Below are 13,840 nucleotides of genomic sequence, written 5' to 3'. Positions count from 1 at the left end.
GCCGTCGCCCCAGACCTTGGTGCATGCCAAGAACAGTAAGCCCGGGCATGGCTCGTGGCAAGGGTCAATTGGGGACAGGTCCACTGAATGGACGCCGCTTGCTGGCGCTCCTGCTTTCATGCTGCGTTCTTGGTTCCGTTGCCTACTGTTCAGTAACGGTGGGCAACATCGAGCGGGTGACTTCACCATGCAAAGCCCATTCGGGCGACAATGCCTCCTTTTCCTCTACCCGGCGCGGCTTCCTGGCCGCCGCACTGACCGGCGCGGCCCTGACCCTGGCCCCGGTTTCGTTCGCGGCCGCCGCTACCGGAACCAGCAAGAGCAAGACGATCACCGGCCATCTGGATCCGGGTGCAGCGGACTTCGTGTATTTGCCGGTCGAGGTCCCGGCCGGCGTCAACAAAATCAGCGTTTCGTACACCTACAGCAAGCCCCAGGTGGCCTCCGGCCTCCTCGGGAACGCCTGCGACATCGGAATCTTCGATGAGAAGGGCACCGAGCTCGCCGGAAAGGGTTTCCGCGGCTGGTCCGGCGGTTTCCGGACCGAGTTCAGCATCAGCGCGGGCGAAACGACTCCGGGCTACCTGCCGGGGCCGATTGGAAAGGGCACGTGGAACGTTGTTCTTGGCCCGTACCAGGTGGCAGGGCAGGGCCTTGATTACACCGTGAACGTCACCCTTGAGTACGGACCCGACGTCGCCCCTTTCAAGCCCCAGTACCCGCCACAGCAGATCGCCGGCCGCGGCGCAGCCTGGTACCGCGGCGATGCGCACCTGCACACCGTCTACTCGGACGGAAAGCGAACCCCCGAGGAAGTCGCAGCCGGCGCCCGCACTGCGCGTCTCGACTTCATGATCTCCACGGACCACAACACGCCGGCATCGCACGGCGCCTGGGGGCCGCTCGCCGGCAACGATCTGCTCATCCTCACGGGCGAGGAAGTCACCACGCGCAACGGCCAATACCTCGCGCTCGGCTTGGAGCCGGGCGAATGGATCGACTGGCGCTATCGGGCCCGCGACAAGGGATTCGAGCAGGAAGCCCAGCGGATCCACGCCTCGGGTGGAATCGTTGTTCCGGCACACCCCTATTGCCCCTACGTCGCGTGCCGCTGGAAGTTCGGTTACGACGACGCCGATGCGGTTGAGGTATGGACGGGCCCGTGGACCCTGGACGACGAGTCCTCCGTCAACACCTGGGACTCGATGCTCGCCCACTCCGCGCGCACAGGTGGCCGGTGGCTCCCGGCGATGGGCAACAGCGACGCCCACAGTGTCCCGCAGGTCATCGGACTCCCGCACAACGTGGTCAACGCCGCGGCGTTGTCCCGGGATGCCCTGCTGGACGGCATCCGTAACGGACGGAACTGGATCGCCGAGTCGGCTGACGTCTCGGTGGACTTCCAAGTCGCGTCGGGCGGCAAGAGCGCAACCGTCGGCGAGCGGCTCAACGTCGCGGTAGACGCCCCCGTCACGGTGACGGCGAAAATCGCCGGCGTGCCGAACGGCGTCGTGCGCTTCATCACGGATGAAGGACAAACCCAGCAAGTCACGCTTCCCGCGTCGGGCCAGGGAACGAGCACGTGGCTTACCACCCCGCAGCTCGCGGCGTACGTGCGCGTCGAAGTCCGGCATCCGAAGATCGACGGAACGTCCGGCAGCGGCACGGAGATGGGAACGGTCATCCCGCTCGGCCCCATGGCAGCCTTGACGAACCCGATCTTCCTGGGCGCAAGCTAGTCCGCAACAGATCCGATTCAGTTGAGGGAGTCCCTGCCAGTACCCGTACCAGCAGGGACTCCCTCACGTCGGAAATCTCCGGTTGGATGGATAGTGCCAATCCTCCGTCCACCCACAGGAGAAAAATGCTGACCGTAAGTGCTTACGCCGCCCCGTCCGCGAGCGAGGCCCTCGTCCCGACCACCATTGAGCGCCGCGACGTCGGTGCCCACGACGTGCTCATCGAGATCAAGTACGCAGGCATCTGCCATTCAGACATCCACACCGTCCGCGGCGACTGGGGACCACAGTCCTACCCACTCGCGCCGGGCCACGAAATCGCCGGAATCGTCACTGAAATCGGCTCCGAAGTCACGCGCCACAAAGTCGGCGACCGCGTCGGCGTCGGCTGCATGGTCAATTCCTGCCGCGAATGCGGTAACTGCCGCAAGGGCGAGGAGCAGTACTGCCTGAAAGGCATGACCGGGACCTATGGCGCCGTCGACCGCGACGGGACCATCACCCAGGGCGGCTACTCCACCCACGTCGTGGTGACCGAGGACTTCGTGGTGCGCATCCCCGAACGAATAGGGCTCGACGCCGCCGCTCCCCTGCTGTGCGCAGGCATCACCACCTATTCGCCGCTTCGGCACTGGGGTGCCGGCCCGGGCAAGAAGGTCGGCGTCGTCGGACTCGGCGGTCTGGGCCACATGGCCGTCAAGCTCGCCCACGCCATGGGCGCCGACGTCACGGTGCTGTCCCAATCGCTGAAGAAAATGGAAGACGGCTTGCGCTTGGGCGCTGACCAGTATTTCGCCACGAGCGAGCCGGCCACCTTCGAAAAGCTCGCGGGAACCTTCGACCTGATCATCAACACCGTCAGCGCCCCGATCGACATCAGTTCCTACCTTCAGTTGTTGACGCTCGACGGCGCGCTGGTGAACGTCGGCGCACCGGCCGAACCGCTGCCTGTCAACGTGTTCTCACTCATCACGGGACGGCGTTCCTTCGCGGGATCGGCGATCGGCGGCATCCGGGAAACCCAGGAAATGCTCGACTTCTGCGCCGAACATGGACTTGGCGCCGAGATCGAGGTCATCCCGGCGGACAAGATCAACGATGCCTACGAGCGCGTGCTCGCCTCCGATGTGCGGTACCGCTTCGTCATTGACGCGTCCACACTGGGCTAGGCGGGAAGGGCGGGCGTAATCTCTTGGCCGCGGGCGTCCGCAGCAACGATGATGTCCCCATGAAGGCAATGCGATGAACAAGAACCGGCTCGAGGCATTCAGCGACGGTGTCCTCGCCATTGTCATCACCATCATGGTGCTTGAACTGCGGGTGCCCGCGGAACCGAGCTGGCATGCCCTGCTCAGCGTGTTTCCCACGTTCCTCAGCTACTTGCTCAGCTTCGTCTACGTGGGGATCTACTGGAACAACCACCACCACATGATCCATCTGGCGGATCGGGTCAACGGCCGAATACTGTGGGCGAACCTGCACTTGTTGTTCTGGATATCCCTCTTCCCGTTCAGCACACGTTGGATGGACGAGTCGGGCTTCGCCGAGGTCCCTGTGCTGGCATACGGTTTCAACCTGCTTTGCGCCGCCGTTGCCTACTTCGTCCTGCAGCAGTCGTTGATCCGGCACCAGGGGCGGCAGGGTGCGCTCGCCCAGGCAATTGGCCGGGACTGGAAGGGGAAGGCCTCGCCGCTCATCTATGTGGCCGGCCTTGGTCTCTGCCTCCTCCATCCTTTACTCGCCGTCGCGGCGTACACCGTCGTGGCCATGATCTGGCTGGTCCCGGACCGACGCGTCGAACACTTCGTCACCCGTGCACACGAGGACCGTGTGGAATAGCGCGAACCAGGGTCAACCGGCGCCAACAAGGGCTACGCCAAGGCGCGAGAGCTGCCTCATGGTTGGATCGTTGGCTGGCGCATCGGTGATGATGCCGGCGATGCTGGTAAAAGGCAACACCGTATAGCGCGAAGCGGCCCCGATTTTCTCGGTACTCGCGAGGACGTAGGTGTCTGCCGCACGGGCGGCCAGGGCGCGTTTCATGGCGGCTTCGTCGGCGTCGGCGGTGGTGAGTCCGTGGACGGGGTGGACTCCGGTGACACCGAGGAAGAACAGCTCGGCGGAAATGGCCTGGGTGGCCTCGACGGCCGCGGCCCCGCAGGTCACGGCAGAGTGTTTGAACAAGCGGCCACCGAGGAGGAACACCTCGACGAGGGGATGCTCGACAAGCGCCGAGGCGATGGTCGGGCTGTGGGTAATCACTGTGCAGTCGAGATCGGCGGGCAACGCGTGAACCACCGCGAGGGTGCTGGTGCCGCCGTCGAGGATCACGGCGGAACCCGGCTGGATCATCGAAGCGGCGCGGGCAGCAATGCGGCCCTTGCTCTCCGGCTCGACCGTAGCGCGGGTGGCATAGTCGGCGATCGCAGGAGAAACCGGCAGGGCACCGCCGTAGACACGTTGGCAGAGCCCGGCCGCCGCAAGCTCGCGGAGATCGCGGCGCACGCTGTCTTCGGATAATCCAAGTTCGTGGGCGATGTCTTTGGCGATCACCTTGCCATCGGCCGCAAGCCGCGAGAGTAGAAATTGGTGCCGTTCGGCAGCAAGCATGCCCATTCCTTCCTGATGTTGCACGATCATGCACTATTCTAGCGGGATGACTCCGAGAAACGATGCCCCGCCCACAACGTTGCGTCCTGGAATTGATGTACCCGACCACCGCGGCCGCACCGGTCTCGACCAGGCCGGCCGAGGCCTCGACCGCAATCCCGCCGTGGTGGTGCGCGACGTCGAAGTGACTTCCGACGGTTGGCACGTGCTGCGTCGCACCACCTTCGACTACCGCCGCAGGGACGGCCGATGGGTTACGGAGCAACGCGAAAGCTACGATCGCGGGAATGGCGCGACGATTCTGTTGTACGACGCCGGCCGGGGCACGGTTCTACTCACCCGGCAGTTCCGCTTCCCGGCCTATGTCAACGATCATCCGGACGGGATGCTGATCGAGACTGCTGCCGGATTGCTGGACGACGATGATCCCGAAACGGCTATCCGTCGCGAGGCCAGCGAGGAGCTCGGCGTCGACGTCGGAGCGCTGAGGCACGTCTTCGACGCATACATGAGCCCCGGGTCCGTCACCGAAAGACTGCACTTCTACGTGGCGCCCTACACCCCGGCGGACCAGACAGGCCCCGGCGGTGGAGTAGCCGCGGAGGGCGAAGACATCGAAATCATCGAGATTGCGTTCGCCGACGCCCTCGTCATGATCCACGACGGCCGCATCGTGGACGGAAAGTCGATCATGCTCCTCCAATGGGCAGCCCTCAACAGCCTCTGCCAAGTGCCATGAGGCGCCCTCGGCGCGCGGCACTGGCGCGCCGCTCAAACCTCGCTGCTCAGACCCGGAGTGAGCGGCGTTCAAGCAGGAGCGTATCCCGCCACTGGCCGGCGAGGGGCCCGGCACTCATGCGAGCGATGCGTACACGGCGGCCAACGATCGTGAAGCCATTCGCTTGGTGAAGGCGGATGCTGGCCTGGTTTTCGGGGAAAATGCTCGATTGGATGGTCCAGATGCCGTGCTCTTCGGTTGACGCAGCGAGCGCTTGCAGGAGCAGGCTTCCGACGCCCCGTCCGCGGGCAGAACCGGCGACATAGACGGAGTGTTCGACGACGCCGGCATACGCCGGACGCGTAGACACAGCGGAAACGGCCGTCCACCCCACCACGCGGCCGGATGCAACAGCCACGAATCGGTGATCGGGAAGGCGGCTCCCGTTGAATTGCTCCCACTCGGGTGCCGCTGCTTCAAAGGTTGCTTGCCCGGTCTCGATACCCTCCGTGAAAATCGCACGGACCTCGGGCCAATCCTCGTGACTCATGGGCCGGATCAGAACGGCTCCGGCTTCGTTAAACATTCACCCATTATGCACGTGGATTGACGAGCCCCTTGATTGAATCCCTCGACCTTGTTGCACTTGTCCCATGAGCAAAGAACAGCTGATCATCATCGGGTCCGGCCCCGCCGGCTACACCGCGGCAATTTATGCCGCCCGGGCGGGCCTGAGCCCCCTCGTCCTTGCCGGATCAGTCACCGCCGGCGGCGCGTTGATGAACACCACGGAGGTGGAGAACTTCCCCGGCTTCCCCGCCGGGATCCAGGGTCCCGAGCTCATGGATGGCCTGCAGGAGCAGGCCGAGCGCTTCGGCGCCAAGATAGTGTTCGACGACGCCACTGAAGTCCGGCTGTTTGGCCACCTCAAGCGCGTGGTCACCGGCTCGGGTGACACCCACGAGGCACCCGCCGTGATCCTTGCGACCGGTTCCGCCTACAAGGAACTCGGCTTGCCCGAAGAGAAGAGGCTGAGCGGACACGGCGTTTCGTGGTGCGCCACATGCGATGGCTTCTTCTTCCGCGAACAGGAAATCATCGTGGTGGGCGGCGGGGATTCCGCCATGGAAGAAGCGATGTTCCTGACCCGGTTCGCGAAGACCGTGACCGTCGTCGTCCGCAGGGAAGAGCTCCGGGCCTCCCGGATCATGGCGCAGCGGGCCAAGGACAATCCGAAAATCCGCTTCGCGTGGAACTCGGCCATCACCGCCATCCACGGCGACGCCAAAGTCACCGGGGTAACCCTGGCCGACACGCGTTCCGGTGAATCGCGCGAACATGCGGCGACGGGCATATTCGTTGCCATTGGACATGTCCCGCGGACGGACCTTGTTGCGGGACAAGTGGAACTCGACGCCGAGGGATACATCAAGGTCGATTCCCCCACCACTGTCACCAATCTGTCAGGAGTCTTCGCTTGCGGTGACGCCGTGGACCACCGCTATCGCCAAGCCATTACGGCCGCCGGCACGGGTTGCGCCGCGGCCTTGGATGCCGAACGGTACCTCGCCGCGCTCGAGGATGCGGACAGCATCGCCACGGCATTGGTGGAAGAACCCACCCACGCCTAAGCCATACCTAAAAACTACTTTTCGGTACGCCTAACTTAACGGTATCCTCTTCATGACCGTATCCCCGACGTTGAGGAAACCATGGCTGCCACGATTGTTGAGCGACCGGCGAGCAAGACCCGGTGGAGGTCCCGGCTGCTCTTGTTGGGTCCGGCCTTCGTGGCTGCGATCGCATACGTGGATCCGGGCAACGTCGCGGCAAACCTCACTGCGGGAGCGAATTACGGCTACCTGCTCGTGTGGGTCCTGGTGGCGGCGAACATCATGGCGGTCTTGGTGCAGTACCAGTCGGCGAAGCTCGGCCTGGCCACTGGCCACAGCCTTCCGGAACTCCTGGGCAAGCGCTTGGGAACCCACCGCCGCAGACTGTTCTGGGTCCAAGCAGAGGTGGTTGCCGGGGCTACCGACATGGCCGAAGTCATCGGCGGAGCGGTAGCCCTCAATCTTCTGTTCGGGCTGCCGCTTCTCATGGGCGGAATCATCATCGGCCTGGCATCCATGTTGCTCTTGGCGCTCCAGTCGTCACGAGGCCAGAAGTCCTTTGAGTACGCCATCATGATGCTCCTGGCCGTCATAGCCGTCGGTTTCGTTTCGGGGCTCTTCGTCAATCCCCCGGAGACCGGTGGCGTGTTGGCCGGTTTGGTGCCGCGATTCGAGGGCACGGACACCGTCCTCCTCGCTGCCAGCATGCTCGGAGCCACCGTCATGCCGCACGCCATCTACCTCCATTCGGCCCTGGCCCGGGACCGGCATGGCTTCTCGGAAGATCCCGCTGTACGGACGAGGCTCATCAAGACCACCCGCGTGGATGTCGTGGGGGCCTTGATGCTGGCCGGCGTCGTGAACATCGCCATGCTCCTTTTGGCCGCCTCCAGCCTGCGGGGAGTAGAAGGAACCGACACCATCGCCGGGGCCCACGCCGCTGTTACTTCGGCCCTTGGACCAATCATCGGCGTGGCTTTCGGCGTCGGTTTGCTTGCCTCGGGCCTTGCTTCAACGTCCGTCGGATGCTACGCCGGCGCAACGGTCATGGGCGGACTCCTCAAGATCCGGGTGCCCTTGCTGATACGCCGCGTGGTCACCTTGGTCCCGGCCCTGGTCATTCTCGGCGCGGGCATAGAACCCACCCTGGCACTCGTGCTGAGCCAAGTCCTTTTGAGCTTCGGCATACCTTTCGCTTTGATTCCACTAATCCGGCTCACCGGCAAGCGCGAGGTCATGGGCATCCATACGGATTCCACGCCATTGAAGATTGCCGGGTGGACCAGTGCCGCCCTCATCGTGGGCCTCAACTGCGTCCTCATCGTACTGACAGTCGCGGGGAAGTCCTAGGGTCATGAGCAACCCGCAGGCCCTGGCCCGTCGGCTGGGTACCTTCGACGCGGTCGTGATCGGATTAGGCTCCATGATCGGCGCCGGCGTGTTCGCGGCCTTCACCCCGGCCGCTTCCGCAGCGGGTTCAGGCCTGCTGATTGGACTCGTCGTCGCGGCGGCGGTGGCATTCTGCAATGCGACGTCCTCCGCACAGCTCGCCGCCGCATATCCCACATCGGGTGGAACGTACATTTACGGTCGCGAACGGCTGGGACCGTGGTCCGGATACCTGGCCGGATGGGGATTCGTCATCGGCAAGACCGCCAGCGCGGCGGCCATGGCCATGACATTCGCCGCCTATGCGGCCCCTCCAGGGTGGGAACGTCCCGTGGCCATCGCCGCGGTCGTCGTCCTCGCCGCCGTGAATTATCACGGGGTGACCCGCACGGCGGGCCTGACACGCATCCTGGTTCTCGCCGTGCTGGCGGCCCTCGCCATTGGGGTGGCAGCCTCCTGGAGTAGTTCTGCTCCCTCCCCGGCGAACATCCCCGGGGATGGGCTGCTTGCTCACGGCTGGTACGGGATCCTCCAATCCGCCGGTTTGCTGTTCTTCGCCTTCGCCGGCTACGCGAGGATCGCGACCATGGGAGAGGAAGTCCGCAATCCCCGCCTTGCCATTCCGCGTGCCATCGGGATCGCGTTGGGCATCGCCGTCGTCGTCTACGCGATCATCGCCGTGACTCTTCTCGCCGCTCTCGGTCCGGACGGCGTTGCAGGCACCCCGACGCCGCTCGCTGCCGCCGTCGGAGCCGGGACCTTCGCTTGGGCCGTTCCGGTGGTCCGCGTGGGAGCCGCCGTGGCTTCCCTCGGTGCCCTGTTGGCCCTCATCGCGGGCTTGGGCCGGACTACCCTGGCAATGGCCAGGCACCACGACCTGCCGCATTGGCTCGCCGCCGTCCACCCCCGCTATCGTGTCCCGCACCGGGCCGAAGTCGCCCTCGCCGTCGTGATCTGCTTGATCGTCGCGGTCGCCGACCTGCGCGGCGCGATCGGCTTCTCCTCGTTCGGCGTGCTCATTTACTACCTGGTGGCCAACGTTGCGGCGTTCACCCAGACGGCCGAAGACCGCCGATACCCCAAAGCGCTCCAGGTGTTCGGAGCCCTTGCTTGCGTAATCCTCGTGGCCACGCTTCCGCCGCTATCGGCGGGCCTGGGCGTCCTCATGTTCGCGGCAGGCATCATCCTGCGCGTGGTCAGGCTCAATCGTTAGCGTCAAGAGCGGGCACCGGGAGCCGAGGCGGCAAGCCGCTCTTTCGGCGGCATCCGCCGCGACGGCCGTCCGGCCAGCACGATGACCAGCAGCGCCAGGACGGTGAGGGCCGCACAGGCCGCGAAGATGCCTTGGTAGCCGAGCGCCGTCGTCGATCCCAAAGCGATGATGGGGCCGGAAACGATAGCGCCGACGCGCCTGGTGTTGGTGTAGAGCCCCGAGGCCAGGCCGGGACGGGGAATCAGCCGCTGGAACAGGGTCAGCCCCACGCCCGCCACAATCCCGAAGAACCAGGCATTCAGGACCTGGAGCGCGATCAGGGTGAAGGGGTTGGAGACAACCGCCATGGACGCGTAGTAGGCCATCCCGGCCACGCAGCCGGATGCGATGAGCGCCCGGCTGGAATAGCGGCGCGCGAGCCGCCCGATCAGGAAGAGCGCAGGGATCTCAAGCGCGGCCGACACACCAAGCGCGATGCCCGCCCAGATGACATCCACGCCGAGCCCCTGCGTCACGAACAGGCTCATGATGGACACAGCGGCGCTGTTGGTGGCCTGCAAGGCGACAAAAGCGAAGACGACGGTGGCGACCCCGAATTTCGAAAACGGGTGCCCGTCCTCGTCGCCCTGGGCCCTGGGCCGATCCTCGACGACGGCAGTCCGCCGTCGGGAAATCATGGCAGCGGTCGTGGCGACATTGAGGACGGCCACCACACCGAGGGCGAGCAGGATGGCCCGATTGCCCAGCGCGCCCATGATGAACGTCGCCAGGGGCGGTCCCGCCACCCAGGCGAAGGAGACAATCGCGCGCGTGTTCACCACATCCGACGTTCCGGCACCTGAGTGCCTGAGGTGGGCGAATAAGAGTGAGCTGCCAACCCCTGCAGGACCGCCAAGGACGATCAAGCCCACGACGGCGAGCGGCAGCGAAGTGCCCACCGCCAGGAGGGCGGACAGCGCCAGCGTCAGAACCCCGCAGGCCAGCATGGGCCGAAGGTAGTCGTTCGCCCGGTCTGCATAGGCAGGCACGAGAAGGGAAGCGACGAAGCCGCTGGCATTGTAGACAGCGAGGACCCACCCCACCTCGGCTGGCGTGGCGTTGAACAGGGCCACCAGCAGGAGTGCCAGCGCTGGGTTGAGGAACGCGAACTGGAACCCCCACAGCAGCGCCGCAGACGGGACGAGCAAGCGCTTCATGCGTTCATTCCGGTTATCCACGTCCTCAACCCTAGAAGCCTTCCGCGCCGCGAGGGAGGCCCTGCCGGTACCTGTATCACCGAGTCTTCCGGCTGGTCAGGGCGGATTTCGGCCATATGTCCGATCGAATCCGGCCGACGGCAAAGCACTGACAAATCCCGAATCAGGGGTGGACGGCGGAGGTTGCACAGAGCAGGATTGAGCCATGAGCATCCATGAGGCACTTCTGAAGCAGGCCAGCATCACCGCCACGGAAGCCACGCTCGTGGCGAAGTTCGAGATCGAGGGCAACATCCCTGGTTCCGGCGCCTTTGTCGTAGGCCTCGTAGCGGCGACTCCGGACTATTCCTCTCAACGAAGACTGGGCATCGAGTTCATGAACGGGGAGGCGATCGCATTCTTCTCGTTTAACCATGACCAAAGTGCCGAAGAGAACTACGACCTCAAGGGCGTTGAGCACTCCGGGAACACCATTACGGGCCATTTCCCTCTCTCGGCGATCAACGGCCTTGGCAAGGGACATGTGATGACGGCCTTCAGTGAAGCCGACGGCCGCGAATTCCAGTCCGGCGTCGCCGTCGAAGAATCGCTCTAGGACCGAATACTTACGGTCCTATGGAACCGCGCGTCGATTTCATCTCGTTGGGCGTGCGCGACATTGATGTGTCGCGCCGTTTCTATGTGGACGGCCTTGGCTGGCCGGTTCACGCCGAGTTTCCAGGCGACGTCTTGTTCCTCCAGGTCAACCACGGGCTGATGTTGTCCCTCTGGAATGTGGAACAGATGCAGGGTGAAGCTGCCGTCGATCCGCCGTCGGGAGTCCCGTGCATCACGCTGAGCCACAACGTCTCCAGCCCCGGGGACGTGGACCGCACAATGTCCGAAGCGCAGGCCGCGGGCGCCGTCGTCGTCGCTCCCCCGAAGGCCCAACCTTGGGGCGGCTACACCGGCTACTTCGCGGACCCCGATGGCTTCCGATGGGAGATTGCCTACAACCCGACGTGGACAGTCGACGACGGCGGCAAAGTCACCGTCTGAGCCGGCTCGGCTCTGTCCAGGGAAGTTTCCCGGGTGCCCAAACCCCTGCCCGATTGGCCTTGGCGTGTCATGTGACACATGCGCGCGGAGGAATAGTGCCTGCCGGGTTACCGTTGACGCGAGTAGTTCATAACAAAGACGACAGGAGAATCCGTGGACTTCACCCCCGAATCCGGCACCATCACTATGTTCTCGACCACTTGGTGCGGCTATTGCAACCGCCTCAAGAAGCAGCTGGATGCCAAGGGCATCGGCTACAACGAGATCAACATCGAAGAGGTTGAGGGCACTGCCGAACTCGTGGAGAAGCTGAACGGCGGCAACCAGACCGTCCCCACGGTCCTTTTCCCTGACGGCACCGCGGCCACCAACCCCTCCGCCGCCGAGGTCGAAGCGCGCCTCGCCGCCTGATTTTCCGGAGGCCGGTAGCACGGACGCAGGGTGTCCGTCCTACCGGCCTCCGTCGTTCGCAGGCAGCTACGCCACACGCTGAATGCGCAGCAACCCCCGGACCGCAGTCCGGCCCGTGTGATAGACAGTTTGGGATCAGACCCGGACACCAGTCCGCGGTCCACGAACCTCACAGGGGAGTTATCCATGGTCCACGCAGTCAAAGGGGCAGTAGTCCGCTCGAAAGGCGCACCTGTCACCCTCGAAACGATCCTCATCCCGGAGCCCGGCCCGGGCGAAGCCTTGGTGGACATCCTCACCAGCGGCGTGTGCCACACCGACCTGCATTACAAACTCGGTGGCATCAGCGATGATTTCCCCTTCCTTCTCGGCCATGAGGCCACCGGCGTTGTGAGCGCCGTCGGTCCGGATGTCACCGACATCGTCCCGGGAGACCGCGTGATCCTGAACTGGCGGGCAGTCTGCGGCAATTGCCGCGCCTGCAAGCGCGGCCAGGCCCAGTACTGTTTCAACACGCACAATGCCACACAGAAGATGACGCTCGAGGACGGCACGGTCCTCTCCCCCGCGCTGGGCATCGGCGCCTTCGCGGAGAAGACGCTCGTCGCCGCGGGGCAGTGCACCAAGGTTGATCCCGACGCCGATGCTGCCGCCGTCGGCTTGCTCGGTTGCGGTGTGATGGCCGGGCTGGGTGCCGCAATCAACACGGGAGGCGTGAAGCGCGGCGATTCGGTGGCCGTAATCGGCTGCGGCGGTGTCGGCGTGGCCGCCATCGCCGGCGCTGCCTTGGCAGGCGCCACCACCATCATCGCCGTCGACATCGACGCCAAGAAGCTGGACCGTGCACGCGAGCTCGGAGCCACCCATGTGGTGGACTCCTCGCAAGGCGATCCCGTGGAACAAATCCGCGAACTCACCGGCGGCTTTGGAGCGGACGTGGTGATTGACGCCGTCGGCCGCCCCGAGACCTACAAGCAAGCGTTCTACGCGCGTGACCTCGCCGGCACGGTGGTGCTGGTGGGAGTCCCGACGCCGGAAATGACGCTCGAACTCCCGTTGCTGGACGTGTTCGGCCGGGGCGGCTCGCTGAAGTCCTCGTGGTACGGCGACTGCCTGCCGTCCCGCGACTTCCCCATGCTCGTCAGCCTGTACCGGCAAGGCAAGCTCGATCTCGACGCCTTCGTCACGGAACGGATCGGCATCGCCGATATCGAGGAGGCTTTCGACAAGATGCATTCAGGGTCTGTCCTTCGATCGGTGGTTGAACTGTGACCGAGGAAAGCAAGACCGTTCGTGTTGACCGCGTCGTCACCTCCGGCACCTTCTCGCTCGACGGCGGTACCTGGGACGTGGACAACAACGTCTGGATTGTCGGAGACGATTCCGAGTGCATCGTGATCGATCCCGCGCACCAGCCCGAGTCCATCGCGGAGGCGGTCGGGGACCGGACCGTCAAAGCCATCCTTCTTACGCATGGCCACGACGACCACATCCGGTCCGCGGGGGCTTTCCGGGACATCGTCCGGGCGCCCATCCACTTGCATGGTGACGACTGGATGCTGTGGCAGGCGGTGTACCCCGGGGCAAATCCCGACGGCGGCATCGCCGACGGCGGGATCTTCGAGGTCGCCGGCACCCGGCTCCGCGTCATCCACACACCGGGCCACTCACCCGGTTCCGTGTCCTTCTATCTGGAGAGCGAAGGAATACTGTTCAGTGGCGACACGCTGTTCCAGGGCGGACCCGGTGCCACCGGGCGTTCCTACAGCGATTTCCCCACGATCATCGATTCCATCCGTTCCAAGATCCTGCCGTTGCCGGAAAGCACCCTCGTCCTGACCGGCCACGGCAGCTCCACTACGGTTGGAGCCGAGGCGCCCCAATTGGAGGAATGGATCGCCAGGGGGCACTAA

At 64.7% G+C, this 13,840-nt stretch carries 15 protein-coding genes; 12 read left to right on the top strand and 3 right to left on the bottom strand.

Annotated elements, in window-relative coordinates; translation table 11 throughout:
* Nucleotides 1-23 precede the first annotated feature (23 nt).
* From QRN52_RS10830 to QRN52_RS10820, 3 genes are all read left to right on the top strand, one after another.
* Nucleotides 24-1,739 (top strand): CehA/McbA family metallohydrolase, encoded by a 1,716-nt coding sequence (locus QRN52_RS10830; RefSeq protein ID WP_284752729.1) that lies wholly within the window; start codon nt 24-26, stop codon nt 1,737-1,739.
* 125 nt (nt 1,740-1,864) lie between these two features.
* Nucleotides 1,865-2,908, top strand: coding sequence for an NAD(P)-dependent alcohol dehydrogenase (locus tag QRN52_RS10825; protein WP_284752728.1), 1,044 nt, complete (start codon nt 1,865-1,867; stop codon nt 2,906-2,908).
* Between the two features lie 73 nt (nt 2,909-2,981).
* On the top strand, nt 2,982-3,578 hold the full coding sequence (locus QRN52_RS10820) for a TMEM175 family protein (RefSeq protein WP_284752727.1): 597 nt from the start codon (nt 2,982-2,984) through the stop codon (nt 3,576-3,578).
* Nucleotides 3,579-3,590: 12 nt separating this feature from the next.
* Here the strand turns inward: QRN52_RS10820 and QRN52_RS10815 are convergent, their stop codons facing one another.
* Entirely contained in the window at nt 3,591-4,379 is a 789-nt protein-coding gene (locus tag QRN52_RS10815) for a DeoR/GlpR family DNA-binding transcription regulator (protein WP_350225144.1), read from the bottom strand.
* Nucleotides 4,380-4,395: 16 nt separating this feature from the next.
* On the opposite strand from QRN52_RS10815, the gene QRN52_RS10810 reads away from it, so the two are divergent.
* Nucleotides 4,396-5,088: an NUDIX domain-containing protein gene (locus QRN52_RS10810; protein WP_284752726.1), complete on the top strand. Its 693-nt coding sequence runs from the start codon at nt 4,396-4,398 to the stop codon at nt 5,086-5,088.
* A gap of 46 nt (nt 5,089-5,134) precedes the next feature.
* On the opposite strand, the gene QRN52_RS10805 is transcribed toward QRN52_RS10810, so the two are convergent.
* On the bottom strand, nt 5,135-5,653 hold the full coding sequence (locus QRN52_RS10805) for a GNAT family N-acetyltransferase (RefSeq protein ID WP_284752725.1): 519 nt from the start codon (nt 5,651-5,653) through the stop codon (nt 5,135-5,137).
* A gap of 67 nt (nt 5,654-5,720) precedes the next feature.
* On the opposite strand from QRN52_RS10805, the gene trxB reads away from it, so the two are divergent.
* From trxB to QRN52_RS10790, 3 genes are all read left to right on the top strand, one after another.
* Nucleotides 5,721-6,698 (top strand): thioredoxin-disulfide reductase, encoded by a 978-nt coding sequence (gene trxB, locus QRN52_RS10800; protein WP_284752724.1) that lies wholly within the window; start codon nt 5,721-5,723, stop codon nt 6,696-6,698.
* A gap of 81 nt (nt 6,699-6,779) precedes the next feature.
* Nucleotides 6,780-8,030 (top strand): Nramp family divalent metal transporter, encoded by a 1,251-nt coding sequence (locus QRN52_RS10795; RefSeq protein WP_284752723.1) that lies wholly within the window; start codon nt 6,780-6,782, stop codon nt 8,028-8,030.
* Between the two features lie 4 nt (nt 8,031-8,034).
* Nucleotides 8,035-9,282: an APC family permease gene (locus QRN52_RS10790; RefSeq protein ID WP_284752722.1), complete on the top strand. Its 1,248-nt coding sequence runs from the start codon at nt 8,035-8,037 to the stop codon at nt 9,280-9,282.
* 2 nt (nt 9,283-9,284) lie between these two features.
* Here the strand turns inward: QRN52_RS10790 and QRN52_RS10785 are convergent, their stop codons facing one another.
* A complete protein-coding gene (locus tag QRN52_RS10785) occupies nt 9,285-10,499 on the bottom strand; it encodes an MFS transporter (protein WP_284752721.1) in 1,215 nt (404 codons plus the stop codon).
* A gap of 184 nt (nt 10,500-10,683) precedes the next feature.
* Here QRN52_RS10785 and QRN52_RS10780 point away from each other — a divergent pair, with 184 nt between their 5' ends.
* The 5 genes from QRN52_RS10780 to QRN52_RS10760 all read left to right on the top strand — a co-directional run bounded on the left by QRN52_RS10780 (nt 10,684) and on the right by QRN52_RS10760 (nt 13,840).
* A complete protein-coding gene (locus QRN52_RS10780) occupies nt 10,684-11,073 on the top strand; it encodes a hypothetical protein (RefSeq protein ID WP_184735461.1) in 390 nt (129 codons plus the stop codon).
* 20 nt (nt 11,074-11,093) lie between these two features.
* Entirely contained in the window at nt 11,094-11,516 is a 423-nt protein-coding gene (locus QRN52_RS10775) for a VOC family protein (protein WP_284752720.1), read from the top strand.
* A 153-nt stretch (nt 11,517-11,669) separates the two neighbouring features.
* A complete protein-coding gene (locus QRN52_RS10770) occupies nt 11,670-11,927 on the top strand; it encodes a mycoredoxin (protein ID WP_059389319.1) in 258 nt (85 codons plus the stop codon).
* Between the two features lie 186 nt (nt 11,928-12,113).
* On the top strand, nt 12,114-13,199 hold the full coding sequence (locus QRN52_RS10765) for an S-(hydroxymethyl)mycothiol dehydrogenase (protein ID WP_284752719.1): 1,086 nt from the start codon (nt 12,114-12,116) through the stop codon (nt 13,197-13,199).
* Nucleotides 13,196-13,840, top strand: a complete 645-nt coding sequence (locus tag QRN52_RS10760) for an MBL fold metallo-hydrolase (protein WP_284752718.1) — start codon at nt 13,196-13,198, stop codon at nt 13,838-13,840. Before QRN52_RS10765 ends, QRN52_RS10760 begins: the two co-directional genes overlap by 4 nt.

The sequence above is a fragment of the Arthrobacter sp. efr-133-R2A-120 genome (genome assembly GCF_030209835.1).
Classification (GTDB): Bacteria; Actinomycetota; Actinomycetes; order Actinomycetales; family Micrococcaceae; genus Arthrobacter.
The sequence above is the reverse complement of the archived record's forward strand: the minus strand, read 5'-3'. Positions and strand labels throughout refer to the sequence as shown.